The organism is Actinoplanes siamensis, from assembly GCF_016862395.1.
GTDB classification, from domain to species: domain Bacteria; phylum Actinomycetota; class Actinomycetes; order Mycobacteriales; family Micromonosporaceae; genus Actinoplanes; species Actinoplanes siamensis.
Window position 1 is genome coordinate 1 of record NZ_BOMW01000032.1, and the last position, 25,056, is coordinate 25,056.

The following is a 25,056-nucleotide window of genomic DNA, read 5'->3' on the forward strand; positions in this document are numbered from 1 at the left end:
GAAGCCCGGCCAGGCATGCCCAGCCGGCAGTCGAGGTCCCGCAAGCCGCGCGAGGCGCCTCCCGGCGCCGGCGGCGACATGCGCGGCCGGCCGTCCGGGGTGTCTCGCCCCGCGCAAGGCGCCTATCCGGGCCGGCCGGGCGTGTGCGGCCGACGGTTCATCGGGACTCGTCGAGGAAGTCGGTGATCAGGGACGCCAGCACACCCGGCTGCTCGATCACCATCGCGTGCGAGGCGTCCGCCAGCCGGACATGCCGCAGATGCGGCGCCGCCTGCGCCTGAGCGAGCAGATACCGGCGGTACGCGGCATAGAGATCCGCGAACGGCTGCTGCTCCGGCAGATCCCGGGTGGCCAGCACGAGCAGCGCCGGGCACCTGATCGCGGCGTACACCGAAGACAGGTCCAGCTCGGTCAGCAGAGCGCGCAACCGGGTGGTCGCCTCGAACGACGGCCGGAACGTGGTCCGACCGTTCTTCCCGTGCACCAGGTTCCGCCGGAAGCTCTCGATCCACACCTTCTCGTTGGCGCCCATGTCCCGCGCCGCCATCCGCTGCCGCTCCACCAGGTCGGCGAGTTCGTCCGCCGGCACGGTCTGCCCGGCCGCGGCCTCCATCATGTCGAACACCGCCCCGAGCCGTTGCAGCTCGCCGGAGGCGTCGTCGAGGCCGGGCAGCTGGGACGGCCGGGTGGGCGGCGGGTTGCCGTCCAGGCTCACCACCCCGCGCGACTCCGGGTGCCGCTCGCCCCAGAGCGCGGCGAGCATGCCGCCCAGCGAGTGCCCGACCACGGCCGGCCGCTCCAGCTCCAGCTTCACGCAGACGGCGGCCAGGTCGCCGAGTGCGGCGTCCCAGCTCCACGGCCCGTCCGCGGACCGGCCGTGCCCGCGCAGGTCGAGCGTGACCACCCGGTGGTGTGGTCGCAGCTCGCGGGCCAGCGTGGTCATCTGCGCCAGGTTGCCACCCGCGCCGTGCAGGAGGAGCAGCGGAGGCCGGTCGCCTCCGAAGTCACGAACGGCGATCTGCACGTTCCCCACGTCGACAAGACTGTCGTTGATCATTGCCCCTCCTCCGGGGAAGAAAAAGATCGAAGCAGGCGTTCCCGGACCGCGCTCACCGGCACCCCGCCGTCCGGATGCCGCGGGAGCTTCCCCCGCCGCACCAGGTCGTGCACGCCCTGCCGGCTGATCCCGAGCATCGCCCCGGCGGTGGCCAGCGTGACCGACTCGGCGAACGGGTGCCCGACCCGCCGCGCCACCGCCTGCCCGAGCGGAGTGCCCCACCACTGCGCCGGCGGCGCGAACGCGTGATCGTCGGGGTACAGCGTGGCGATCAGCCGCGCGATGGTGCCGACGGCCTCCCGGGACGGCCCCTGCTCGATGACGAGCGCCCAGTCCAGCGCCCTGCGGCGGAGCCGGTCGCGGACCTCGTCCACGCAGCTGTCCCCGTCCAGCAGGATCTCCAGCGGGTCGGCGAGGCGCACGTCGAGCAATCGCACGATCTGTTCGGCCAGCGACTCCACCCCCCGATCCTGGCGATACTTGACAGCAGTTGTCAAGAACGAATCAATTACTGTGCGTACGGGCTGAGCCCACCACTTCCGCGAACCGCCCCGGGGCAATAAGGTGTGCCCGAACCCGGGAGGATCACAAGTGCGAACCGTCGTCGCCGCCCTCGGCGTCGTCACGTTGCTGGCCGTCGCCGGCTGCAACGAGAAGGACGACGCGGCCACGGTCACGCTGCCCCCGGTCGAGATCGCCGAGGCCCCGGCCGCCTCCGCGGGCGGCGCCTGCATCCTCTGGGACTGGGCCTTCATCGAGCAGAAGATCGGCGTCCGGTTCTCGGTCGCCGCCTCCGACCAGGTCGACGACACGTCCACCTGCGTGGTGCAGACGATGGACGGCTCGTGGCCCGATCTGTCACTGTCCGTGGTCGAGCAGACCACCGCGGACGCCAAGGTCTTCCTGTCCGACCGGATGCCGAAGAAGTCGGTCCAGCTCAGGGGCCTGGGCAAGGCGGGCTACCGGCTGAACGCGGCGGCGAGCGGCGGGCACGGCCCGTCCGTGGAGATCGGCTGGCTGAGCGAGGCCGAGCAGCTCCAGACGCTGAAGTTCACCTTCGCCAAAGGCGCGTCGAACTCGTCGGTGTCGCAGATGAACAGCCGGCTGCTGGAGCTGGCGAAGGCGATGGACACCACCGACGGCTGAGTGCCGGTGGTGTCCCACCGGAGAGCTAACGAGCGGCGACGAACACCCGCGACGCCACTTCACGCGGCAGCCGGATCCGGTCACCCGACTTGTCGATGGTGACCCCGTCCCGCTCCTGGGCGACCGTCACGGTCGTACCCGGATCGATGCCGGCGGCATGCAGCTGCCGCAGCACATCCGAGTTCGTCTGGACGCTCTCGCAGATCCTGGACACCACGACGCTGCCGGTCAGGCCCGGGAACGCCAGGTTGCGCTCACTGATCCCGATCTGCGGGACGTTGTTGTCCTCCGGCAGGCCCAGCTGCTCCAGACCGGGAATCGGATTCCCGTACGGCGAGCGGGTCGGCTTGTTCAGCAGCTCGTAGACCCGGCGCTCGACCGAGTCGCTCATCACGTGTTCCCACCGGCACGCCTCCTCGTGGGCTTCCTCCCAGGGCATGCCGATCACGTTGACCAGCAGTAGTTCGGCAAGGCGGTGCTTGCGCATGACGGAGATGGCGCTGCTGCGCCCCTCCTCGGTCAGCACCAGGTGACGGTCGCCCTCGACGGTGAGCAGACCGTCCCGCTCCATGCGGGCGACCGTCTGGCTGACCGTGGGCCCGCTCTGGTGCAGGCGCTCGGCGATCCGAGCCCGAAGCGGAGGCACGCCTTCTTCTTCGAGTTCGAGAATGGTCCGGAGATACATCTCGGTGGTATCGACAAGGTCATTCACGATGCGGTCCTCCCAGCAGCGATGTTACCGCGTGGCGGGGGGTTGACATCCGCCCCGAGCGAGTGCCAGGAGACCCTACCGGAGGGACCGTGGGAGCATGTCGGCATGGCGGACGACACGACGGCGGTGGTCTGGGACGAGGCTCTGCTCGGCTACGACATGGGTGATCACCCGATGAACCCGGTGCGTGTCGAGTTGACCATGGCCCTCGCCCGTGATCTCGGCGTCCTGGACCGCCCCGGAGTGCGGTTGATCACGCCCCAGCCGGCCACCGAGACCCAGCTCACCCGGGTGCACCGGGCGGACTACCTGGATGCGGTGCGCCAGGCCCCGATCGATCCGTTCTTTCTGGGCTGGGGGCTGAACACCCCGGACAATCCGGTCTTCGACGGCATGCACGACTCCTCGGCGCGGATCTGCGGGGCGAGCATCGCGGCCGTCGAGGCGGTCTGGCACGGCTCGGCGCGCCGCGCGGTGAACGTGGCCGGCGGCCTGCACCACGCCATGCCGGCGCGGGCGGCCGGCTTCTGCGTCTACAACGACCCGGCGGTGGCGATCGCCTGGCTGCTGGACCACGGCGCGCAGCGGGTGGCCTACCTGGACGTGGACGTGCACCACGGCGACGGGGTGCAGGCGATCTTCTACGACGACCCGCGGGTGCTCACGGTCAGCCTGCACGAGACCCCGCTGGCGCTCTTCCCGGGCACCGGGTTCTGCGACGAGACCGGCGGGCCGGGGGCCGAGGGCACCGCGGTCAACGTGCCGCTCCCGCCGGGCACCGGGGACGCCGGCTGGCTCAAGGCGTACCACGCGGTGGTCCCCTCGGTCGTCCGGGCGTTCGCCCCGGAGATCATCGTGAGCCAGTGCGGCGCGGACGCGCACCGGCTGGACCCGCTGGCCGATCTGACCCTCTCGGTCGACTGCCAGCGCGCGGCGTACCTGGCGATGCGCGAACTGGCCGACGAGCTCTGCGACGGCCGCTGGGTGGCGCTCGGCGGCGGTGGGTACGCGCTGGTCGAAGTCGTGCCGCGGGCCTGGTCGCATCTGCTGGCGGTGGCCACCGGTGAGCCGTTGGACCCGGCCACCCGCACCCCGGGGTCCTGGCGCAAGCTGGCCGCCGGCCGCCGCCCGGGCGTCCCGGTACCGGAGACGATGGGGGACGGGCCGCCGTCCGGGGAGATCCCGCAGTGGTCGCCGGGCCTGGCGAGCGACCCGGTGGACCGCGCCGTGCTGGCCACCCGCCTGGCGGTCTTCCCCCTGCACGGGCTCGACCCCTACGACCCCCGAGACTGACGATGGAGCGCAGCGCAGACGTCCTGCTGGCCGACGGCAGCACCGTGCACCTGCGGCAGATCCGCCCGGAGGACGCCCCGGCCATCGTGGAGTTTCACTCCCGGATGAGCGACCGCACCCGCTACCTGCGGTATTTCTCGCCCTATCCGCGGATCCCGGAACGCGACCTGCAGCGGTTCGTCAACGTGGACCACCGCGACCGGGAGGCGTTCGTCACGGTCGCCGCGGACGGCCGGATCACCTCGGTCGGGCGGTACGAGCGTCTCGGCGCCGGCTCCCCGGAGGCCGAGGTCGCCTTCGTGGTGGAGGACGCGCAGCAGGGCCGGGGGATCGGCTCGGTGTTGCTGGAGCACCTGGCCGACGCGGCCCGCGACCACGGCGTCACCCGGTTCGTCGCCGAGGTGCTCCCGGAGAACGGCGGCATGCTGCGGGTCTTCGGCGACTCCGGGTACCAGGTGCAGCGCCGCTACGCGGACGGCGTGGTCCACCTGGGCTTCCCGATCGCGCCCACCGAGAAGTCCCGCGAGGTCCAGGAGTCCCGGGAGCACCTGACCGAGGCGCGCTCGATCGCCCGGCTGATCGCCCCGCGAGGCATCGCCATCTACGGGGCCAGCGCCAGCGGGCACGGGATCGGCGCGGCCATGCTCGGCAACCTGCGCGACGGCGGGTACACCGGCGCGGTGGTGCCGGTGCATCCGAGCGCCGAGCGGGTGGCGGGGCTCCCGGCGTACCGGACGGCGTCGGATGCCGGCACCCCGATCGACCTGGCCGTGATCGCCGTGCCCGCCGACCGCGTCGCGCAGGCCCTGGCCGACGCGGCGTCGGCGGGCGCCGGAGGCGTGGTGATCGGCTCCGCCGGATTCGCCGAGTCCGGGGCCGAGGGCGCGGCCCGACAGCGGCAGCTGATCGAGAGCGCGCACGCGGCCGGCCTGCGGGTGATCGGCCCGAGTAGTTTCGGGATCGCCAACACCGACCCGGCGATCCGGTTGAACGCGACCATGGCGCCCCGGCTGCCGGCCGCCGGCCGGGTCGGCTTCTTCGCCCAGAGCGGCGCGCTGGGCGTGGCGCTGCTCGCCGAGGCGGACCGGCGCGGCCTGGGCCTGTCGAGCTTCGTCTCGGCCGGCAACCGGGCCGACGTGTCCGGAAACGATCTGCTGCAGTACTGGCGCGACGACCCGGGCACCGACGTGGTGCTGCTCTACCTGGAGACGTTCGGCAACCCGCGCAAGTTCGCCCGGCTGGCCCGCCGGATGAGCCGGGTGAAGCCGGTGGTCGCGGTGGCCTCGGCGACCCGCCCGCCGGGGCTGGCCGGCGACCTGCCCGGCCCGGACGCGCACGCGGTGACCGCGCTCTTCGCCCGCTCCGGGGTGATCCGGGTGGACACCGTGCAGGAGCTCTTCGACGTCGGCATGCTGCTCGCCCACCAGCCGCTGCCGGCCGGGCGCCGGGTGGCGGTGGTCGGCAACTCGTCCGCGCTGGCCGCGCTCGCCGAGGTGGCCTGCCGGGCGGCCGGCCTGGTGGTGGCCGAGGGCTATCCGCGTGACCTGAGCCCGATGGCGTCCGCGCAGGAGCTGGCCGACGCGCTCGCCGACGCCGCTGTCGACGAGCAGGTGGACGCGCTGGTGGTGGTGTCCGCCCCGGTGGTGCCCGGCCAGCAGGTGCACGAGGAGGACGCGGACTTCGCGTCGGCGCTGGCCGGTGTGGCGCTGGCCGGGGAGAAGCCGACAGTGGCGACGCTGGTCTTCGGCAAGGTGCCGCCGCGTGTGCCGGTCTATCCGTCGGTGGAGGAGGCGGTCCGCGCGCTGGCCCGGGTGGTGAACTACGCGGAGTGGCTGCGGCGGCCGCCTGGTGTCCTGCCGGTGATGTCCGATCTGGATCCAGCCGCCGCGGAGGCCGCGGAGACCGCGACCGAGCTGCTGGCCGCCTACGGCATCGAAGTGGTGCCCTCGACGCTCGCCCGCTCCACGGACGAGGCCGTCGCCGCCGCGGCCGAGCTGGGCTTCCCGGTCGCGCTCAAGGCGGCCGGCGGCGGATTGCGGCACCGGATCGACCTCGGCGCGGTCCGGCTGGCACTGCAGAACCACGACGACGTGCGTACGGCGTACCGCGACCTGGACACCACGTTCGGCCCCGAGGTGCTGGTGCAGACCATGGTCGCCCCGGGCGTGGCCTGTGTCGTCGAGGTGGTCGAGGATCCGGCGTTCGGCCCGGTGGTCGGTTTCGGGCTCGGCGGCGTGGCCAGCGAACTGCTCGGCGACCTGGCCTGGCGAGCCGCCCCGCTGACCGACCGGGCGGCCGAGGCGCTGGTCGGCGAGCCGCGGGCGGCGCCGCTGCTGCACGGGTACCGCGGGTCCACGCCGGTGGACCGGGCCGCGCTGATCGATCTGCTGCTGCGGGTGGGCCGGCTCGCCGACGACCACCCGCGGGTGCGGTCGCTGCTGCTCAACCCGGTGCTGGTGCGGCCGGACGGCTTCTCGGTGCTGCACGCCGCCGCGGAACTGGGCGAGCCCGGCGTCCGTCCGGACACCGGGCCGCGCCGCCTCAACTAGAAGGCCGTGGCGGGGTCAGACCGCGTACGCCTCGAGGCGGGACGCCCGCTCCGGGTCGCGCAGCTTGAGCATCGTCACCTTCTCGATCTGGCGGATGCGCTCGCGGCTGAGGCCGAACTCGCGGCCCACCTCGTCGAGGGTGCGCTGGCGGCCGTCGTCGAGGCCGAAGCGCAGCCGGATCACCGCGGACTCCCGCTCGGAGAGCGTGGCCAGCACGATCTCCACCTCGTTGCGCAGCTCGCCCTGGGCGACGCCCTCGCCGGGCTGGTTCGGGTCGACAGCGGCGACGAAGTCACCGAGGGCGCTCTCGCCGTCCTCGCCGACCGCCTGGTCCAGGCTGACCGGCTCCCGGTCGTACGAGATGAGCTCGATGACCTGGAACTCCGGGACGCCCATGGCCTGCGCGATCTCGGTGATGCCGGGTTCCCGGCCGAGCTGGGCGGACAGGTCGCGCCGGGCCCGGACCATCCGGTTGACCTGCTCGACCATGTGCACCGGAATGCGGATGGTGCGCGCCTGGTCGGCCATCGCGCGGGTGATCGCCTGCCGGATCCACCAGGTCGCGTAGGTGGAGAACTTGTAGCCCTTGGTGTAGTCGAACTTCTCGACCGCGCGGATCAGGCCGAGGTTGCCCTCCTGGATCAGGTCGAGGAAGGCCATACCACGCCCGGTGTAGCGCTTGGCGATGCTGACCACCAGCCGCAGGTTCGCCTCGAGCAGGTGGTTCTTCGCCGCCCGCCCCTCGGCGACGATGATCTCGAAAAGCGGCGCCAGGTCGGCGCCGGCGGTCGGCAGCTTCTCCTCGGCGTAGAGGCCGGCCTCGATCCGCTTGGAGAGGGTGACCTCCTCCACCGCGGTGAGCAGGCGGGTGCGGCCGATGCCGTTGAGGTAGGCCCGGACCAGGTCGGCGGAGACGCCGCGCTCGTCCGTCGCGTCGAGGTCGGCCACCGGCTCGATCTCGTCGGTCATGCTGTCCTCAACCGTCGCCTTCGTCGTCTCCAGGACCACTTGAGTCCCCTCCCCGTAATCGTGCCTGCCAGCCACTTCCGTGCCGGTGACGAGAAGCTTCGTCGCAGACGCGTTAAGCGGAGGTGAGGCCAGCGTCCAGGTGGCATGAATCAGGGAGAACCCTGACGTCGGCAAGCCGACAAGGGCGGTCGAAACGGGATAATGTCCGGGCAGGGCGAAGGGGCGAGGGAGGGGTGCGGAATGGTCTTCCGGAAGATGCTGCAGGCGCTGGGGGTGGGTGGCCCGTCCGTCGACACCGTGCTGACCGATCCGAACTGCCGCCCCGGCGGGGTGCTGGAGGGCCGGGTGCACGTGCTCGGCGGCGACCACGCCGTCGACGTGGAGTACGTCGCGATCGGCTTGACCACCAAGGTGGAGGTGGAGAGCGGCGACAACGAGTACCAGACCGATCAGGAGTTCCACAGGCAGCGGCTGACCGGCTCGTTCCGGCTGGAGCCCGGCGCGCGTCACGACGTGCCGTTCCGTTTCGAGGTGCCGTGGCAGACCCCGATCACCGAGCTGTACGGCCAGCATCTGCACGGCATGACGATGGGCCTGGCCACCGAGCTGGAGGTGGCCCGCGCGGTGGACAAGTCCGATCTGGACGCGGTGCGGGTGCACCCGCTGCCGGCCCAGGAGCGGATCCTTCAGGCGCTGCTGCGGCTGGGTTTCCGCTTCCACCGGGCCGACGTGGAGCGTGGCCGGGTCTACGGCGTCGAGCAGCAGCTGCCGTTCTACCAGGAGATCGAGTTCTACCCGCCGGCGCAGTTCGCGAGCGGGATCAACCAGCTGGAGCTGACCTTCCTGCCCACGCCGCGCCGGCTGCAGGTGGTGCTGGAGCTGGACAAGCGCGGCGGCCTGTTCACCGAGGGCCACGACGCGTTCGGCAGCTTCGACGTCGACTACGCCACCGTGGACCAGGTGGACTGGACCGGCAGGCTGGACGACTGGCTGCGCCAGTCGGCACAGCGCCGCGGGTTGTTTTTTTGATCCACTAGCATGTGCCGATGCGTAAGGCTTTGACTACTCTCATGACGCTGGCGCTGGCCGGGGTGGCCGCGATCGCGCCGTCTCCGGCGATCGCCGCGGAGCCCGATCCGGCGATCGGGTCGGCGGTCTTCAACAATCCGTCCGGCTCGGTGTCCGCGCAGTATGCGATCTTCCAGCAGATCGCCCGGATCATCGACCGGGTGCCGGCCGGCGAGACCATCCGCATGTCCTGGCTCGACTTCACGCTGCCGGGCGCCGTCGGGCAGGCCGACACGGCGGAGACGCCGGACCTCGTGGAGCGTCTGAAGGCCGCGCACCAGCGTGGCGTCAACGTGCAGATCATCCTGAACTACTCCTCGTACGACGACGCCGCCGGCAACCGGTTCTACCCGGGCGTCGCGCTCACCGCGGAGCTGGGCTCGAACACGTCCGCCCCGTCGTTCCTGATGTTCTGCCGCGACAACGCCGGCTGCATCGCCAAGCGGTCGGTCTACGACGTGCTGGCCTACAACCACAACAAGTTCCTGCTGGCCTCCAAGGTGGTGCTGAACAGCGGCGCCGCGGTGAGCAACGTGACGTTCCAGTCGTCCGGCAACCTGACCAAGTGGGACGCCGACACCGCGTACAACAACTCGATCACCTGGAGCGAGGCGAGCTCGTACACGAACTACGTGAACTACTTCGCCGACCTGAAGAAGTACGGGCCCTCGGCGACCGGGGTGGACAACTACTACAAGACCGGGTCCACCAACGATGTCTACAAGACGCACTTCTTCCCGCGGATGGAGACCGACGGCAACCCGGGCCAGACGTCCACCGACACGATGATCTCGGTGCTCAACTCGGTGACGTGCTCGTACAAGGGGACCTCCGACGGGCTCACCCACCAGACCGACATCCGCGTGGTGATCTGGGGATTCACCCGCACCGAGGTGGCCAAGAAGCTGGCCGCCCTGGCCAAGGCCGGCTGCTGGGTGGACGTCGTGTACGCGGCCGGTCCGTCGTCCAACCCGTACGCCTACACCAGTGAGAACGTGGTCAACGCGCTGAAGGCGGGCGGCGCCAACGTCGGACTGCACAGTTGCGCGGTGGCGTACGACGGGCGAACCCTCAAGCCGCACAGCAAGTACCTGCTGATCGACGGCCAGTACGACGACGACCAGATCCCGCGGGTCTTCACCGGAAGCGCGAACCTCGCGTTCTCCTCGCTGCGCAACGCCGACGAGACCATCGTCCGGGTGCGCAGCGCGGCCCTCCACGCGCAGTACCTGTCCAACTTCTACAAGGTCCGGGACACCTGCAGCGGGAAGATCCCGCCGTCCTGATCAGAGTTCCAGCAGGACCGTGCGCGGTCCGACGTTGACGCTCTCCACCAGCATGTGCGCCCGGAAGCGGCCGGTCTCCACCGTCGCTCCCCGGGCGCGCAGCGCTTCGGTGAACGCGGTGACCAGCGGCTCGGCCACCTCGGCCGGGGCCGCCGCGGTCCAGCTCGGGCGGCGGCCCTTGCGCGCGTCGCCGTAGAGCGTGAACTGGCTGACCACCAGCAGCGGGGCGCCGTTGTCGGCGGCCGACCGGTCGCCGTCCAGGATGCGCAGCTCCCACGTCTTGCGGGCCAGTTCGGCGGCTTTCGCCGGGGTGTCGTCGTGGGTGACCCCGACCAGCACCAGCAGCCCGTCCGTGATCTTCCCGGTCACCTCGTCGCCGACCGTGACGCTCGCCCGGCTGACCGTCTGCACCAGTGCCCGCATGCCGTTCCCGTCGTCCCGGCCGCCGCGCCGCTCGCGGCGATCCGGGTACGGACGGTAGCGGACCGCTCAGCCGGCGGCGTCGCTGGTGTACTCGTCGGCAGGGGTGCGCAACGCCCCGGTGGTGGCGTCACCGGTGGTCGTGTTCGCCACGCCCGGCCCGGTCCGCGCCCGGTTCGGGAAGCTGGCCGGCCCGGCGGTGCCACCGGTCGTGGTCATCACCCCGCCGGTCGCCGGGCCGCCGTTGCGCAGCTCCTCCGGGTCGGTGCCGGCCTCGATCGTGCTGGACAGGCCGGGATCCTCGTCGCCGCCCTTCTCCGGCCGGTAGCTGTTCGGTTCGAGCACCGCCTCCGAGGCGAAGTCGCTCCCGGGTCGTGAGTCGCTCATCGTCCACCTCCGTGTCAGGTCGTCCCGAAATGCCCACCGGAGCCGCTGCCAAACACCCGTGAAGTCTTACCTAAATGCGTCGAAAGCTGGTCGGCAGCGGTCCGAACAATGCCAGGATTTGCCTGGTCGGAGGCGGCATCAAGCCCGGTGGTCCGACCGGGGTGGTGCGCTCTGCGATCGAGGTGGACCTGGACCCGTGCGCCGTCATGCGCCGGACCGACCGTACCCAGACGGGAGAAACACCCATGCCCCTCACCAGCACCACCGGCGGGCGTACCAGCGAGGCCACCCGCCCGGCCCGGCCGGCGGCCGCGGCGACCGCGACCCGGGCGGCGCGTCCGGGCGCGGACGGCGACGCGACCCGGCGCCAGGCCCGCTCGGTGGCCAAACAGCAGCAGGCGGCGGAGCGGATCGCCGCGGCGACCGCCGAGATCTCGGCGCAGAACGCCGAGGCGGCCGAGGCGTCCCGCCAGCTCACCGAGGCGATGCAGCAGATCGCGGCGGGCGCCGAGCAGGCGTCCGGCGCCACCCAGGAGAGCCTGGGCGCGATGAACCAGATCGAGGACCGGGTGGGCCGGCAGGAGCAGACCACCCGGCAGGTGGCCGAGCTGAGCCAGACGCTGCAGGGCCTGCTCAACGAGACGCGGAACGGCATCAACGCGCTGCTGGCCAACGTCGACCAGGCCTCGGCCCGCCAGACCACCTCCGTGGTGACCATCACCGAGCTGGAGAAGCAGGCGGACGAGATCGGCGAGATCGTCAAAACGGTCGCGCACATCGCTGACCAGACGAACCTGCTGGCGCTGAACGCGGCGATCGAGGCGGCCCGGGCCCGCCAGCACGGCAAGGGTTTCGCGGTGGTGGCCGACGAGGTCCGCACGCTGGCCGAGACCAGCGAGCGCAGCGCCCGGCAGATCCGCGACCTGATCGACGAAGTGCGCAACAGCGTCACCGAGATCGCCGCGGCGGTGCAGGGCTCCGCGGAGACCGCCCGCGGCGAGGTCGAGAAGGGCAAGACGATCACCAGCCAGCTGGAGACCGTCCGGGCCGACATGGGCACCATCATGGCCGGCGCCACCGAGATGGCCGCCACCGCCGTGCAGGCCAAGCGCGCCGCGGGTAACGCCAAGCAACGCTCCGAGGAGATCGCCGCGGCCGCCGAGCAGCAGTCCGCGGCCTGTGAGGAGTCGCTGCAGACGGTCGGTCAGCAGACCCAGGCGCTGCGGCAGAGCGAGGAGGCCGCCGAGGCGCTCGCCGAGGTCGCCGAGACGTTGCGCAGCAGCACCGACATCGCCAAGAGCGCGGAGGACGTGGCCTCCACGGCGGAGCAACTGTCCGCGGCGGTGGAGGAGATCAACCGTGCGGCGGCCCAGATCAACACCGCGATCAACGAGATCAACACGGGCGCCCGGACGGCCGCCGAGAAGGGCCAGCAGACCGCCGAGGCGGTCAATCAGATCGAGCAGGGCGCCCAGCTCTCGGCCGAGCGGGGCGGCACCGCTGTGGAGCGCGCCGACACCATCCTCGAACTGCTCGCCACCAACAAGGAGGCGGTCGACTCGATGATCGAGGCGATCGGCCGGGCCGCCCGGGAGGGCATCGACAACGTCCGGAAGGTCACCGAGTTGGAGCAGATCTCCCGCCGGATCGACAAGATCGTCGATGCCATCGCGAACGTCTCGATCCAGACGAACATGCTCGCGGTGAACGGCTCCGTCGAGTCGGCCCGGGCCGGCGAGTTCGGCAAGGGCTTCGCCGTGGTCTCCACGGACATCCGCAACCTGGCCCGGGACTCGGCGGACAACGCCGACCGGATCAAGGACCTGGTCAAGGCGGTGCAGGACCGGATCGTCGAGGTCCGCGGCGACCTGGAGGAGACCAGCCGCATGTCGCTGGCCGAGGTGGAGGCGGCCAAGGTCACCACGGCCCGGCTGGTCGAGATCGAGCGGGACATGCAGCAGGTGCGCAGCGGCAACGACGAGGTGCGCCTGTCGGCCGAGGAGATCGCGAAGGTGCTCGGCGAGGTCAAGATCGGCCTGGAGCAGATCGCCGCCTCGGCCAACCAGGCCGAGCAGTTGGCCGGTCAGGCCTCCACCGCCGCGCGCGAGCAGGCCCAGGGCGCCGAGCAGCTGGCCGCCGCGGTCGAGGAGATCGCCGCGCTCGCCGACGAGTTGCAGAACGCGGGGTGACCATGGACGAGATCGAGCTGGCCGAGGACGAGGAGTCCTCCGACTACGTCACGTTCGACATGCTGGGGGAGCGGTACGCCTTCCCGATGCGCCGGGTGCAGGAGATCATCCGGATGCCCTCGGTGGTGCGGGTGCCGCTCGGCCCGCCGTCCCTGGAAGGGCTGGCCAACCTGCGCGGCCGGGTGCTGCCGGTGGTCAACCTGCGGCAGTGCTGCGCGATGGAGCAGGCCGAGCACGACGAGACCACCCGGGTGATCGTGGTGGACAGCGGGGTGCCGCTCGGCTTCGTGGTGGACCGGGTGGCCAGCGTGATCAGCATCGACCCGCAGGCCCTGGAGCCGGCCGACGCGGTGCAGTCCACGGTCCGCTCCGACGTGCTGGTCGGAGTGATCAAGTCGGGCGAGGGCGAGATGACCACGGTCCTCGACGTGGACCAGCTGATCGGCAGCCAGTTCGCCGGTCTGGCGGAGCGGCGGCCCGGCGGCGGCCGCGAGGCGGCGTCCCGGCCGACCGGCGAGCCGGATCCGGAGGCCGAGTCCGACGACACCCTGGAGCTGGTCAGCTTCGCGGTCGAGGGCCAGGAGTACGCGCTGCCGATCGACCAGGTGCAGGAGATCGTCCAGGCGCCCGAGTCGGTCAGCCACGTGCCGAACGCCGCCGGCCAGGTGCTCGGCGTGATCGACCTGCGTGGCCGGCTGTTGCCGGTGGTGAGCATGCGCCGGGTCTTCGGGCTGCCGGTGACGCCGCTGGAGCCGCAGAACCGGATCGTCGTCGTCTCGTTGAAGGACGGCGTGGTCGGTGTGGTGATGGACACCGTGCGCGAGGTGCTGCGGGTGCCGCACCAGCTGGTCGCCCCGCTGCCCGGCGTGGTGGCCGGGGAGGGCCGCAAGACCGAGGTCGAGTCGGTGTGCCGGCTGGAGGACGGCAAGCGGCTGGTGTCGGTGCTCAGTGTGAACCGGATGTTCGACTCACCAGAGGTGCGCGACGAGATCGCCGGATACCGGGAGGACGACGAGGAGATGACCAGTGAGAGGCCCGGCGAGGCCGACGACGGCCGGGGCGGCGAGGAACTGTTCGTCGTGTTCCGGCTCGACAAGGAGGAGTACGCGGTAGACGTCGACGCGGTGCAGGAGATCATCCGGGTGCCGGACGCGCTGATCCGCGTGCCGAAGTCCTTCGACTTCGTGGAGGGCCTGGTCAACCTGCGCGGCACGGTGTTGCCGGTGGTCGACCTGCGGACCCGGCTGGGCCTGGCCCGCGCCCCGCGGGACGAGCGGCAGCGGATCGTGGTGCTGATCATCGGCGGGGTCCGGACCGGTTTCATCGTCGACTCGGTGGCCGAGGTCGCCCGGGTCGGGCGCAACGTGCTGGAGCCGGCCCCGGAGCTCTCCGAGGAGCAGGCACGCGTGGTGTCCCGCGTGGCCAACCTGCCCGAGCAGCAACGGATGCTGCTGCTCGTACAGGTGGATCAGTTGCTCGCGGCCGATCAGGCCGCCGTGGCCGCCGGCCTGTGCGAGGAGATCGTCGACGAGGCCCTCGCCGGGGTGTAGGGGGATGGCTACCTCGGTCCTGGTCGTCGACGACTCGGCGTTGATGCGCCGGGCGCTCAAGGGCATGCTCACCGAGGCCGGCGACTTCGTGGTGCACACCGCCCGCAACGGGGTGGACGCGCTCGAACAGCTGGAGCGCGTCCATCCGGACGTGGTGACGCTGGACGTGAACATGCCGGAGATGGACGGGCTCACCTGCCTTTCCAAGATCATGGAACGGCGCCCGGTGCCGGTCGTCATGGTCTCCTCGCTGACCGAGCACAACGCCCTGGTCACGCTGGAGGCGCTGCAACTGGGGGCGGTGGACTACGTGCCCAAGCCGGGCGGCACCGTCTCGCTCAACATCGACGAGGTCTCCGCCGAGCTGGTCAGCAAGGTCCGTGGCGCGGCGCAGGCGAAGATGAAGCGGGCCGGCACCCTGAGGGCCCGGATCCGGGCGGCCGCGCCGCCGCCACCGCCGGCGGGCGAGGCCGGCCCGGTCGACCTCGTGCTGATCGGCTCCTCCACCGGTGGCCCGCACCTGCTCTCCGAGCTGCTCCCGCAGCTGCCCGGGACGCTGGCCGCCCCGGTCGTGGTGGCCCAGCACATCCCGGCCTCGTTCACCGCGCCGCTGGCCCGCCGGCTGGACGACACGTGCGCGCTGCGGGTGCACGAGGTCGACCGGATCATGACGATGAGCCGCGGCAACATCTACGTCGGCCGCGGGGGTGCCGACGTGGTGGTGGCGCGGCGCACCGACGGGTTGATCGTGAAGCCCGCGCCGGCCGCCGCGGAGTACCGCTGGCATCCGAGCGTGGACCGGATGGTGGCCTCGGCCAGTCGCTACGTCGACCCGAAACGGCTGGTCTGTGTGCTGCTGACCGGGATGGGCGACGACGGCGCGACCGAGATGGCGATGGTTCACAAGGGCGGCGGCCGGACCATCGCCGAGGCCGAGGAGACCGCTGTGGTCTGGGGCATGCCCGGCGAGCTGGCCCGCCGGGGCGGGGCCACCGAGGTGCTGCCCGCGTACGAGATCGCCGGTCGCCTGGCCGACTGGGTGCGCTGAGGAGGGGTGATCATCATGGGACTGGTCCGTAAACAGCAACCCGAGCCGGAGACGGCGCCACCGCTGGACACCGGCGAACTGATCCGCAAGCTCGACGACCCGGACCCGGAACAGCGCCGGGAGGCCGCCCTGGAGCTGGCCGGCGAGCCGGACGCGGTGCCCGAGCTGCTGGCCCGGGTCGGGCTGGAGACCCAGCCGCGGGTCCGCGACGCGATGCTCACCACGCTGGCGGGCCACGACACCGAGGCGGTGGCGGCCGGCCTGGCGGTGCATCTGGCCAGCGACGAGGCGGGCCTGCGGACGGCGGTGGCCGAGGCGCTGGCGACCATGCCGCTCTCGGTGCCGGGGCTGCTGCCCGACCTGCTCGCGGCGCCGGACCACGACGTACGCGTGATGACCGCGATGGTCCTCGCCGATCTGCCGACCCCGGAGGCCAGGTCCTGGCTGGTCCGGATGATCACCGACGACACGCATCCGAACGTGGTGACCGCCGCGATCGACGCACTGCTGCCGGCCGCCACCGCCGAGCACGTCCCGGTCCTGGAGGCGGCCGCGCGGCGTTTCCCGGACGATCCGTTCCTGCAGTTCACCGTCCGCGCGGCGCTGCCGGGGCTGGCCGGTACGCAGTGATGGCCGGCGCGACCTCCGCGGGCGCCGGCCTCTCCGACGCCGACTTCGACAGGTTCACCGAGTACTTCTACAAGCGCACCGGCATCCATTTCACGCACGCCAAGCGCTACTTCGTCGACAAGCGGGTGGAGACCTGCATCCGCTCCTCGCCGTACGACACGTTCGCCAGCTGGTTCGCGGCGCTCCGGATGGACAAGCCGGACATGCTCCAGGAGCTGATCAACGAGCTCACCGTGAACGAGACGTACTTCCTGCGCGAGGACTACCAGTTCGACGCGATGCTGAACACGGTGCTGCCGAAGGCCCTGGCGGCCCGCGGCGGGGTGAACCGGATCGCCGGCCCCATCAAGATCCTCTCGTTGCCCTGCTCGACCGGCGAGGAGCCGTACTCGATCGCGCTGCGCCTGCTGGAGGAGTGGGACCAGATCGACCACGTGGACGTGGAGATCCACGGCGCCGACATCGACTCCGACGTGCTGGCCAAGGCGGCGCACGCCAGTTACGGCGCGCGATCGCTGGCACGGGTGCCCAAAGCCTGGGTGAACAAGTACTTCACCCCGGTGGGCTCCGGCCGTTACCAGGTCGACGAGGGCATCCGCAGCGCTGTCACGCTGCACAAGGTGAACGTCTGCGACACCGCCGCGATGCGCGCGTTCCGCGACTTCGACGTGATCTTCTGCCGCAACGTGCTGATCTATTTCGACGAGCTGTCCAGCCGCCGGGCCGCCGAGAACCTGTACGGCGCCCTGCGCCCGGGCGGACATCTGTTCCTCGGGCACTCCGAGTCGATGAGCCGGATCTCACCGATCTTCACGCCGACCCGCCTGCCGGAGGGCATCGTCTACCAGCGACCGACCGGAGCGAAGTGATGACCCGGGTTCTAGTAGTGGATGACGCCGCGACCGTGCGGCTCTATCACACCAGTCTGCTCCGCGAGGCCGGTTTCGAGGTGGCCGAGGCGGCGAACGGCCTGGAGGCCGTGGAGGCGGCCATGATCGACTCGTACGACCTGTTCGTGGTGGACGTCAACATGCCGAAGATGAACGGCTACACCTGCGTGGAGACGCTGCGCTCGGAGACGGTCGGGACGGCCGCGCCGGTGCTGATGATCAGCACCGAGGACCGGCCCGGGGACGCCGACCGGGCGTACCAGGCGGGGGCGAACCTCTACCTGGTGAAACCGGTGAGCGCCGAGCGGTTGGTCCGGGTCGCCACGATGCTCACCACGGGGAAGGGCCCGGACGCATGAATCCGCTGTTGGCCCAGTTCCTCGCCGAGGCGAACGACCTGCTCGCCTCGGTCGACGACGGCCTGCTGCAGCTGGAGCGCAACCCCGGCGACCCGGAGCTGGTCAACGAGGTCTTCCGGGCCGCGCACACGTTCAAGGGCTCGTCCGGCCTGTTCGACTTCCCGGAGCTGACCCGGCTCACCCACGCCGCCGAGGATCTGCTGGACGCGGTGCGCGGCGGCCGGCTCGCGCTGGACTCCGGCATGGTCGACGACCTGCTGGCCGCGTTCGACCTGATCCGCGGCTGGCTGGCGCACGTCACCACGCACGAGCGCCTGCCCGCGACGGCCGGCAACGACGCCGCCGGGCTGATCACCAAGCTGCGGGCGCCGCTGGGCGGCGGCCCGGAGGCCGCCGATCAAGATCAAGGTCCGGCGGTGGTACGGCGGATCGACCCGCCCCCGGACTGGTTGGCCGAACTGGGCACGCAGTGGCTGATCGAGACCGCGACCTGGCTCGACACCACCTCGTCCACCCTGCGGTTCCTGCGCTACCTGCCGGACCGGGACTGCTTCTTCCGCGCCGAGGACCCGTTGCACCTGGTCCGCCAGGTGCCCGGCCTGGACAAGCTAGTGGTGATCCGGCCCGACGAGTGGCCCTCGATCGAGGACTACGACGAGTACGCCTGCCTGCTCTCCTTCGTGCTGGCCACCCGCGCCTCGGCAGGCGAGCTGGACTACCTCTTCCGCTACGTCCCGGACCAGGTCGCCGTCGTCGAGCTGGACGCCGCCGCGATCAACCGGCACCTGGCCGGCGAGGACGAGGAGGAGGCCGCCCCGGTGGCCGAGGCGGGCGCCGAGCCGCTGCACGTCGACGCCGAACTGGCCGCCGACGCCCGCGCCGTGCTCACCGCGGCGCACCGCACCCTGGCCGTCGGCGAGCCGTCCGGCACCCAGCTGCTCGCCCTGACCGGCTCGGTGGTCTCGGCCGCCTACGCGCTCGGCGTCCCGCTGGACCTGACCGGCGCCGACCGGGAGGCGGTGAACGCCGCGATCGAGGGCGTGCTGGGCCGCGCCCCGGCGGAGGGCGCCGCGCAGCCGCCGGGCGTCGACCCGCCGGTGTTGGAGCAACTGGCCGCCCGGCCCGCCCCGGAGCCGGCCGGCCGCGCCGACGACGCGGGCGGCCAGGTAGGCACCCGGGTGCTCAAGGTCGACCAGGAGAAGGTGGACCGGCTGATGGAGCTGGTCGGCGAGCTCAACGTGGCCAAGAACGGGCTGACCTTCCTGGCCGCCGCGGCCGAGGAGGAGTTCGGCAGCCGCGCGCTCAGCCGCCGGATCAAGGACCAGTACGCCGGCCTGCACCGGATCGCCGAGGAGCTGCAGGCGGCCGTGATGGACGTCCGGATGCTGCCGCTCTCCGTCGCGTTCAGCCGCTTCCCGCGGCTGGTCCGCGACCTCAGCCGGCGGCTCGGCAAGACCATCGAGCTGGTCACCGAGGGCGAGGACACGATGGCCGACAAGGACGTCATCGAGGCCCTCGGCGACCCGTTGGTCCACCTCGTCCGCAACAGCCTCGACCACGGGATCGAGACGTCCGGCGAGCGGGTCGCCGCGGGCAAGCCCGCCACCGCCCGGCTCACCCTCGCGGCGGTCGCCGACGGGGACGCGGTGCTGGTCGAGGTCTCCGACGACGGCCGTGGCGTGGATCCGGAGCGGGTCAAGCGCAAGGCGTACGAGAAGGGCCTGATCTCCGAGGAGGAGCTGGAGTCGCTGACCGACACCGAGGCGGTCGACCTGGTCTTCCGCCCCGGCTTCTCGACCGCCGACCAGGTCTCCGACCTGTCCGGCCGGGGCGTCGGCATGGACGCGGTGCGGGCCAGCGTGGAGAAGCTCGGCGGCAGCGTGACCATGCGCTCGCAGCTGGGCTCCGGCACCACCACCCGGCTTCGGCTGCCGCTGTCCATGGCGGTCACCCAGGTGATGGTGGTCAGCGTGGGCGGGCAGCGGTTCGGCATCCCGGTCGACCTGGTGGTGGAGACGGTCCGGGTGCCGGCCGCCGAGATGGGCCGCGTCCTGCACCAGGACGTGGTGGTGATGCGCGGCGAGGTGGTGCCGGTGATCGACCTGGCCCGCGCCCTGGAGATGCCCTGGTCGCAGGAGGAGAGCCGGGACCGCGCGGTGCTCGTGGTGTCGGTCAACGGCCAGCGCGTCGGCCTGCTCGTCGAGCAGTTCCACAGGGAGGTAGACGTGATCCTCAAACCGATGGAGGGCCTGCTCGCCCACGCCGCCGAGTTCTCCGGCACCGCGCTGCTCGGCGACGGCCTGGTGCTGCTGGTGCTGAACCTGAAGGAGGTGCTCGGTCTTGCCGCTCGAGTTGCATGACGAGAATGCCACGCTGATCGGGGTGGTCACCGTCGACGAGGTGGAACAGCTCGTCGGCTGGCTGCGGGGTTGCCAGAAACCGCGGGTCAGCCTGCGTAGATGCAACCATTTGCACACCGGCGCACTCCAGGCCCTGCTGCTTTTCCGGCCGAAGATTTCTGCAGCACCGAAGGACGCCTTCCTGGCGACGCAGGTGCTGCCGATGCTCAACGGGGGCAACGGCGAGAACGGCCGACAGGGGACCGAACCACCATGACCACCGTGATGCTCGTCGACGACTCCGCCACCATGCTGATGAGCCTGAAGTCCATCCTGACCAAGGCCGGCTACGCGGTGGAGACCGCGGCCCACGGCAAGGAAGCCCTGGACAAGCTGGGCAAGGGAGTCAAGCCCAACCTGATCATCAGCGACGTCAACATGCCGCAGATGGACGGGATCACGTTCGCCCGTGAGGCCCGCAAATCCCCGGGTATGCGGTTCACGCCGATCCTGATGCTGACGACCGAGTCGGAGCAGTCCAAGCGCGCCGAGGCGAAGAGCGCCGGCGCCACCGGCTGGCTGGTCAAGCCGGTCGGCCCGGACCAACTGCTCGGCGTGATCAAGCAGGTGCTCCCCGGGGCCTGAGGCCCGTCCCATCGCAACGGAGGTATCGCATGCCAAGCCTTCTCCGCAGGCTCTCGCTTGCCCCGGACCAGCCGGAGGAGCAGGGCGTACGGGGGGACGTCGTGGCCGGTGCCCTGGCGCCGATCCCGGCGTACTGCGAGGTGATCGACGGCCATGTGCGGGACGTGATCGAGCTCACCGGGGAGGCCGCGCACGCCATCATCCAACAGATGGTGAAGGTCGACTCGCTCGCCGAGGTGATGACCAGTGACGTCTCGCAGCTCGCCGGCACGCTCAGCCGCACCGAGCAGGAGCTGAGCCAGGTCAGCTCCTCCAACGACCAGTTGGTCGGGCGCCTGATCTCGTACTTCCTCTACCGGGACCACCAGATCCGGGCCCTGGTAGACCAGATGCGTGAGCTCAACCAGCACGTCACCCAGATCGAACAGGTCAGCCGGGCCACCAACATCCTGGCGCTGAACGCCATGATCGAGGCGGTCCGGGCGGGTGAGGCGGGTGAGGGCTTCTCGGTCGTCGCCGACGAGGTGCGCAAGCTGGCGCACCGCTCGTCGGAGGCGGCGCAGGGCATCGGCAGCAGCATCGCCGACCTGACCGCCAAGCTGGACGCGGTCCTCTCCGACGACACCCAGTTCGACCGGGCCCAGGAGTTCCCGGCGAACGACGAGGAGACCGCGATGACCCGCCGCCTGGGTGGCATCGCCAACGCCCAGCGGGAGATGTCCGAGATGGTGAGCGGCATCCTGCGCGACACCATCGAGGCCGCCCGGCAGGTGCAGAGCAGCTCGGACTCACTGGTCACGGAGACCTCCGGAGCCGTCGGCCATGTCCAGTTCCAGGACATCAGCCGGCAGATGCTGGAACATGTGGCGGACGCGGTCGCCGACGTGCGCCGGCAGTCCGAGTCCGTCGCTGGTTACGCGCGTGGTGAGGTCAGCGCCGAGGAGGTCCAGGAGCGGGCCATCGACGTCGACGATCTGCGGGCGAAGCACGTGATGGCCCGGCAGCGGTTCACGCACGCGGCGCAGACCGGCGAGGACGCGCAGGGCGCGGACGAACCGTTGATCGAGTTGTTCTGACAGTTGTCACGGGGGAAGGCGTCGCGATGGCTCGCATGGAGGATTACGGCCGGGAGGTGCCGACCGAGAAGGACGCCGTCAAGGCGCTCGCGGAGCTGGTCGGCCCGAAGATGGCCGAGGGTCTGTGGGGCCTCGCGGTGCAGTCGCTCGGCCTGCAGCGGCCGGTCACCAGCTCGGCCGACCTGCGGCGCGTCGCCGAGCTCGTGATGGAGGTGGGTGAGCTGAGCCGGGTGGCCGGCCGGTCGCTCAAGGTCCGGCTGATCACGTACGAGGCGCTGGCCCGGACGGTCCAGTCGTGAGGTTGCCGGAGTATCCGCAGCTGTACGACCCGGCCCGGATCCGCGAGATCGCCCGGCTCGGCCTGGACCAGGAGGAGCACCGCGCCGAGCTCACCGAGGTGGTCGAGGACGTGGCGAACCGGCTCGACACCCCGTTCGCGGTGCTGGACATCCTGCTCGACGACGCACAGGTGTTCCTGGCCGGGCACGGGCCGGTGCCGGGCTGGCTCGCCGAGGCGGGCGGCACCCCGATCGAGTGGGCGTTCTGCACGCCGATGCTCGGGCACCGCCGGCCGCACGCGGTCGAGGACTTCACCACGCACCCGGTGTTCCAGGAGAACCCGCTGGTCACAGTCGAGGGCTTGCGGTCGTTCGCCGGCGCCCCGCTGATCTCCTCGGGCGGTTTCGTGCTGGGCGGCCTGTGCGCGCTGGACCTGCGCCGCCGCCGCTTCAGCGACATCGACCTGAAATACCTCTCCGAGATGGCCGACGAGACGGTCCGCACCATCGAGAGGCACGCCGAAGCGGCATCATGATCCCATGAGTTTCTCCCTGCCCATCCCCGCCGAGGCCAACGCGCTGCTGGACCATGACCCCTTGGCGCTCTGCCCGGTGCGGTCCTGGACAGGCTGATCCTGGAACTACCGAGAAGTCGCGAGGACGGGCGCGGGCGCCGGGGGAAGCAGCCCGTTCCGCGCCAGGTGTCGAGCCGCGACGCGGATGTGGCGATCAGTGAACATCCGCGCCTTGCGGATGCTCCATCGGCTCACTCGTTGAGCCAGGATCTCCGTGTCCGAGGTGACCGAGCCCTGGGTTGCCGCGAAGTGCACAGTCGCCAACAGTTCGAGGCTGTACGGAGTTTCGAATCCGTCGACCAGAGACAGCAGCGACTCGAGAGCTTGCAGTTGGGCAGGGTGCCCGCTCAGCTCCGCTTCAGCCGCCTCCGCGCTGCCGGGCGTCAGGTTGACGGGCGCAAGATCGGTGACTGCCGCAGAACGGTCACCGATGCCGCTCAGATAGTGGCCCTCCAGGGTGTCGAGAGCTCCGTTGAGACCTACGGAGTAAGGGCCGTACGTTCCTCGGACGAATTCCAGCCGCAGCGGCGCACCGAGTACCTGAAGAAGATAGGCCAGTTTTTGTATTTCCAGTTCGCTGACGCCTTCGCGTGCCTCATGCGTGGCGGCACGGCTGAGGTATCGAGCGATCGACGCCAGCAGCAGGGCCCTGTTGGCGGTCAGGTTCGGGCGAGGTGTCGCATTCGGCATCGATGCGGCTGCGGGAGCCCCCTCAGGGGCGAAAACCAGGGCACGAACATCGGGCATCCGGGAGCATGCCTGCTCTATCAGCGGCCGCACCTCGGCCCAGTCGAGCCCGCCGTTTCCGCACCCCAGGGCCGGTATCGCGAGCGACCGGATGCGGTGCTCGTGAACCAGAGACACCAGTGAATCCAAGCCGGCGGCGATGTCGGAGAGTTGCGAAGCGTTGCGCCAGTGCTGCTTGGTGGGAAAGTTGAGGATGTAGCGTCTCGGCCCCAGCACTCCGGTGTCGAAGAGCCAGACCTGGCCCAATTGGATCTCTCCGCGAGCGCATGCGGCCCGGTAGGCGCGGAAGTTGGCGGGGAAGGCCCTCTTGAACTGTAGGGCGATGCCCTTTCCCATCACACCCACCGTGTTCACCGTGTTGACGAGTGCTTCGACCTCTGAGGTCAGGAGGTTGCCATGGCCCACTTCGATCATCTTCCTGACCCCCGCTCGAATCCGTAGTACCAACGTGGTCTTGCGATGACCTTGTCGGCGAGTGGGCTTCCCTTCACGAGCTTTGCGACCTGCGCTTTGTAGTCGTCATCGTAGGTCGCGACCCAGCGGATCAACGACAGGGGAACGGGCCGTGCACGAGGAACTCCGCCAGGCGGCGACGTTGCCGGTCCGGATCGTCCTGGGTGTTGTTCCAACGTTCGGCATCCATGAGGGGCCAGTCCACCAGCGTTTCCAACGACTCGGGGGCAGAGGTGAACTCGGTGGTGGCAGTGGCGGCGTTACCGTCGGTCGCGACCCAGTCAAGTGTCGCTCCCAGCATCGCGTCGGTGGTTGTGACCAGGTACACCAGCGGGCGGTCGCCGCCCTGGTAGCGATCGGGTATCGCATCGCGATGGTCGCACGCGATGCGATACAGCATGGGTGAGCGGGGCGCGAAATAGAACGGGACGTAGTCGCCGACGTGAGCTCCAGGAGCGATGGGCACGGCGCGCCGTCGTCGTCGCTCCTTGATGTCCGTTGCGCCCACCTCGGTCCCCATAAGTCCGGAACGCGCTTCGACATCACAGGCGAGGTGTCGCGTCTCCGTTATCGAGGCGAGGTTGTCCAGATGGGTGAAGTGGTAGAGCCAGTGATTCCTCGATGTCCCTGCTTCCTCCTGGGTCATGCTGTCTTGACCACCTGAACTCGTCGTGACCGCTGCGGCCGGAGGACCATACCGCCGGGGTACGACAGAAACGGGCCATCCGCTTGACCCTCATAGCTCACCGGCGGGCAGGATGGCTTCATGGTAATTGCGCTTCCCGTGCCGGCCGAGGCCAACGATCTTCTCAACCGTGACCCGCTGGCGATCCTGCTCGGCCTGGTCCTGGACCAGCAGATCACCATGGAGAAGGCGTTCACCTCGCCGCTCGTGCTGGCGCAGCGGCTGGGCCACGAGCCGGCCGCGGCCGAGCTCGCCGACTTCGACCCGGACGCGCTGCTGGAGATCTTCGCGGCGCCGCCGGCGCTGCACCGTTTTCCGAAGGCGATGGCCGGCCGGGTCCAGGAGGTCTGCCGGGTGATCGCCGATCAGTACGACGGCGACGTCGCCGCGCTCTGGTGCGACGTGCCGACCGGCGCCGAGCTGTACCGTCGGATCCTCGCGCTGCCCGGCTTCGGCAAGCAGAAGGCGCAGATCTTCGTGGCGCTGCTCGGCAAGCAGTGCGGGGTGCGGCCGTCCGGCTGGCGGGAGGCGGCCGGTGGATACGGCGACGAGGGCGCCTACCGGTCGGTCGCGGACATCGTCGACGATGAGTCCCTGGGCAAGGTCCGGGAGTACAAGAAGGCCGCGAAGGCAGAGGCCAGAGCGGCAAAGGCGTAGACCAGGTGGCCGGCACCGGCTGACCGGTGCGAGGATGGCGGGGTCGAA

The 25,056-nt window shown here is 70.7% G+C and carries 26 protein-coding genes; 18 read left to right on the forward strand and 8 right to left on the reverse strand.

Features of this window, described 5'->3' with window-relative positions; genetic code table 11:
• Positions 1–157 precede the first annotated feature (157 nt).
• Both Asi03nite_RS16790 and Asi03nite_RS16795 read right to left on the reverse strand, forming a co-directional pair.
• Positions 158–1,057, reverse strand: coding sequence for an alpha/beta fold hydrolase (locus Asi03nite_RS16790; RefSeq protein ID WP_203680806.1), 900 nt, complete (start codon positions 1,055–1,057; stop codon positions 158–160).
• Positions 1,054–1,518, reverse strand: coding sequence for a helix-turn-helix domain-containing protein (locus Asi03nite_RS16795; RefSeq protein WP_203680808.1), 465 nt, complete (start codon positions 1,516–1,518; stop codon positions 1,054–1,056). Before Asi03nite_RS16795 ends, Asi03nite_RS16790 begins: the two co-directional genes overlap by 4 nt.
• Positions 1,519–1,648: 130 nt before the next feature.
• Here Asi03nite_RS16795 and Asi03nite_RS16800 point away from each other — a divergent pair, with 130 nt between their 5' ends.
• Positions 1,649–2,203, forward strand: coding sequence for a hypothetical protein (locus tag Asi03nite_RS16800; protein WP_203680810.1), 555 nt, complete (start codon positions 1,649–1,651; stop codon positions 2,201–2,203).
• 25 nt (positions 2,204–2,228) lie between these two features.
• Here Asi03nite_RS16800 and Asi03nite_RS16805 read toward each other — a convergent pair whose 3' ends face one another.
• Positions 2,229–2,918, reverse strand: coding sequence for an iron-dependent transcriptional repressor DtxR (locus Asi03nite_RS16805; protein WP_275409440.1), 690 nt, complete (start codon positions 2,916–2,918; stop codon positions 2,229–2,231).
• Positions 2,919–3,020: 102 nt separating this feature from the next.
• Here Asi03nite_RS16805 and Asi03nite_RS16810 point away from each other — a divergent pair, with 102 nt between their 5' ends.
• Together Asi03nite_RS16810 and Asi03nite_RS16815 are read left to right on the forward strand one after the other, a co-directional pair.
• The gene (locus Asi03nite_RS16810) at positions 3,021–4,208 is read left to right on the forward strand and encodes an acetoin utilization protein AcuC (protein WP_203680812.1); all 1,188 of its coding nucleotides are present in this window, start codon (positions 3,021–3,023) and stop codon (positions 4,206–4,208) included.
• Between the two features lie 2 nt (positions 4,209–4,210).
• On the forward strand, positions 4,211–6,757 hold the full coding sequence (locus Asi03nite_RS16815) for a bifunctional acetate--CoA ligase family protein/GNAT family N-acetyltransferase (protein WP_203680814.1): 2,547 nt from the start codon (positions 4,211–4,213) through the stop codon (positions 6,755–6,757).
• 15 nt (positions 6,758–6,772) lie between these two features.
• On the opposite strand, the gene sigB is transcribed toward Asi03nite_RS16815, so the two are convergent.
• Positions 6,773–7,726, reverse strand: a complete 954-nt coding sequence (sigB, locus tag Asi03nite_RS16820; RefSeq protein ID WP_203680816.1) for an RNA polymerase sigma factor SigB — start codon at positions 7,724–7,726, stop codon at positions 6,773–6,775.
• 240 nt (positions 7,727–7,966) lie between these two features.
• Between sigB and Asi03nite_RS16825 the strand changes: the two genes are divergently transcribed.
• Together Asi03nite_RS16825 and Asi03nite_RS16830 are read left to right on the forward strand one after the other, a co-directional pair.
• Positions 7,967–8,755, forward strand: a complete 789-nt coding sequence (locus tag Asi03nite_RS16825; protein ID WP_203680818.1) for a sporulation protein — start codon at positions 7,967–7,969, stop codon at positions 8,753–8,755.
• Positions 8,756–8,772: 17 nt separating this feature from the next.
• Entirely contained in the window at positions 8,773–10,080 is a 1,308-nt protein-coding gene (locus tag Asi03nite_RS16830) for a phospholipase D-like domain-containing protein (RefSeq protein ID WP_239102737.1), read from the forward strand.
• On the opposite strand, the gene dtd is transcribed toward Asi03nite_RS16830, so the two are convergent.
• Together dtd and Asi03nite_RS16840 are read right to left on the reverse strand one after the other, a co-directional pair.
• The gene (gene dtd, locus Asi03nite_RS16835) at positions 10,081–10,503 is read right to left on the reverse strand and encodes a D-aminoacyl-tRNA deacylase (protein WP_203680820.1); all 423 of its coding nucleotides are present in this window, start codon (positions 10,501–10,503) and stop codon (positions 10,081–10,083) included. It lies immediately after the preceding gene.
• 66 nt (positions 10,504–10,569) lie between these two features.
• A complete protein-coding gene (locus Asi03nite_RS16840) occupies positions 10,570–10,887 on the reverse strand; it encodes a hypothetical protein (RefSeq protein WP_203680822.1) in 318 nt (105 codons plus the stop codon).
• A 245-nt stretch (positions 10,888–11,132) separates the two neighbouring features.
• Between Asi03nite_RS16840 and Asi03nite_RS16845 the strand changes: the two genes are divergently transcribed.
• From Asi03nite_RS16845 to Asi03nite_RS16900, 12 genes are read left to right on the forward strand one after another with little or no spacing between them, the layout of a single operon-like run.
• A complete protein-coding gene (locus Asi03nite_RS16845; protein WP_203680824.1) occupies positions 11,133–13,076 on the forward strand; it encodes a methyl-accepting chemotaxis protein in 1,944 nt (647 codons plus the stop codon).
• A gap of 2 nt (positions 13,077–13,078) precedes the next feature.
• Positions 13,079–14,626 (forward strand): chemotaxis protein CheW, encoded by a 1,548-nt coding sequence (locus Asi03nite_RS16850; protein WP_203680826.1) that lies wholly within the window; start codon positions 13,079–13,081, stop codon positions 14,624–14,626.
• A gap of 4 nt (positions 14,627–14,630) precedes the next feature.
• Entirely contained in the window at positions 14,631–15,674 is a 1,044-nt protein-coding gene (gene cheB / locus Asi03nite_RS16855) for a chemotaxis-specific protein-glutamate methyltransferase CheB (RefSeq protein ID WP_203680828.1), read from the forward strand.
• Positions 15,675–15,689: 15 nt separating this feature from the next.
• Entirely contained in the window at positions 15,690–16,304 is a 615-nt protein-coding gene (locus Asi03nite_RS16860; protein ID WP_239102738.1) for a HEAT repeat domain-containing protein, read from the forward strand.
• Positions 16,304–17,173 (forward strand): CheR family methyltransferase, encoded by an 870-nt coding sequence (locus Asi03nite_RS16865; RefSeq protein WP_203680831.1) that lies wholly within the window; start codon positions 16,304–16,306, stop codon positions 17,171–17,173. The genes Asi03nite_RS16860 and Asi03nite_RS16865 overlap by 1 nt, the downstream gene beginning before the upstream one ends.
• A gap of 17 nt (positions 17,174–17,190) precedes the next feature.
• Entirely contained in the window at positions 17,191–17,553 is a 363-nt protein-coding gene (locus Asi03nite_RS16870; protein WP_239102739.1) for a response regulator, read from the forward strand.
• On the forward strand, positions 17,550–19,913 hold the full coding sequence (locus tag Asi03nite_RS16875) for a chemotaxis protein CheA (protein WP_203680835.1): 2,364 nt from the start codon (positions 17,550–17,552) through the stop codon (positions 19,911–19,913). Before Asi03nite_RS16870 ends, Asi03nite_RS16875 begins: the two co-directional genes overlap by 4 nt.
• Complete coding sequence (locus Asi03nite_RS16880; RefSeq protein WP_203680837.1) at positions 19,894–20,169, forward strand: hypothetical protein; 276 nt, start codon at positions 19,894–19,896, stop codon at positions 20,167–20,169. Before Asi03nite_RS16875 ends, Asi03nite_RS16880 begins: the two co-directional genes overlap by 20 nt.
• On the forward strand, positions 20,166–20,537 hold the full coding sequence (locus Asi03nite_RS16885; protein WP_203680839.1) for a response regulator: 372 nt from the start codon (positions 20,166–20,168) through the stop codon (positions 20,535–20,537). Before Asi03nite_RS16880 ends, Asi03nite_RS16885 begins: the two co-directional genes overlap by 4 nt.
• 29 nt (positions 20,538–20,566) lie before the next feature.
• Positions 20,567–21,613: a methyl-accepting chemotaxis protein gene (locus Asi03nite_RS16890; RefSeq protein WP_203680841.1), complete on the forward strand. Its 1,047-nt coding sequence runs from the start codon at positions 20,567–20,569 to the stop codon at positions 21,611–21,613.
• A 26-nt stretch (positions 21,614–21,639) separates the two neighbouring features.
• Entirely contained in the window at positions 21,640–21,912 is a 273-nt protein-coding gene (locus Asi03nite_RS16895) for a hypothetical protein (RefSeq protein ID WP_203680843.1), read from the forward strand.
• Positions 21,909–22,427 carry a GAF domain-containing protein gene (locus tag Asi03nite_RS16900; protein WP_239102740.1) on the forward strand — a complete coding sequence of 173 codons (519 nt, stop codon included), beginning with the start codon at positions 21,909–21,911 and terminating at the stop codon, positions 22,425–22,427. The genes Asi03nite_RS16895 and Asi03nite_RS16900 overlap by 4 nt, the downstream gene beginning before the upstream one ends.
• A 105-nt stretch (positions 22,428–22,532) precedes the next feature.
• On the opposite strand, the gene darG is transcribed toward Asi03nite_RS16900, so the two are convergent.
• Together darG and darT are read right to left on the reverse strand one after the other, a co-directional pair.
• Positions 22,533–23,627 carry a type II toxin-antitoxin system antitoxin DNA ADP-ribosyl glycohydrolase DarG gene (darG, locus tag Asi03nite_RS16910; RefSeq protein ID WP_203680845.1) on the reverse strand — a complete coding sequence of 365 codons (1,095 nt, stop codon included), beginning with the start codon at positions 23,625–23,627 and terminating at the stop codon, positions 22,533–22,535.
• Between the two features lie 130 nt (positions 23,628–23,757).
• On the reverse strand, positions 23,758–24,312 hold the full coding sequence (gene darT, locus Asi03nite_RS16915; RefSeq protein WP_203680847.1) for a type II toxin-antitoxin system toxin DNA ADP-ribosyl transferase DarT: 555 nt from the start codon (positions 24,310–24,312) through the stop codon (positions 23,758–23,760).
• A gap of 120 nt (positions 24,313–24,432) precedes the next feature.
• Between darT and Asi03nite_RS16920 the strand changes: the two genes are divergently transcribed.
• Positions 24,433–25,008 carry an HhH-GPD-type base excision DNA repair protein gene (locus Asi03nite_RS16920; protein ID WP_203680849.1) on the forward strand — a complete coding sequence of 192 codons (576 nt, stop codon included), beginning with the start codon at positions 24,433–24,435 and terminating at the stop codon, positions 25,006–25,008.
• The last annotated feature ends 48 nt before the right edge of the window (positions 25,009–25,056 follow it).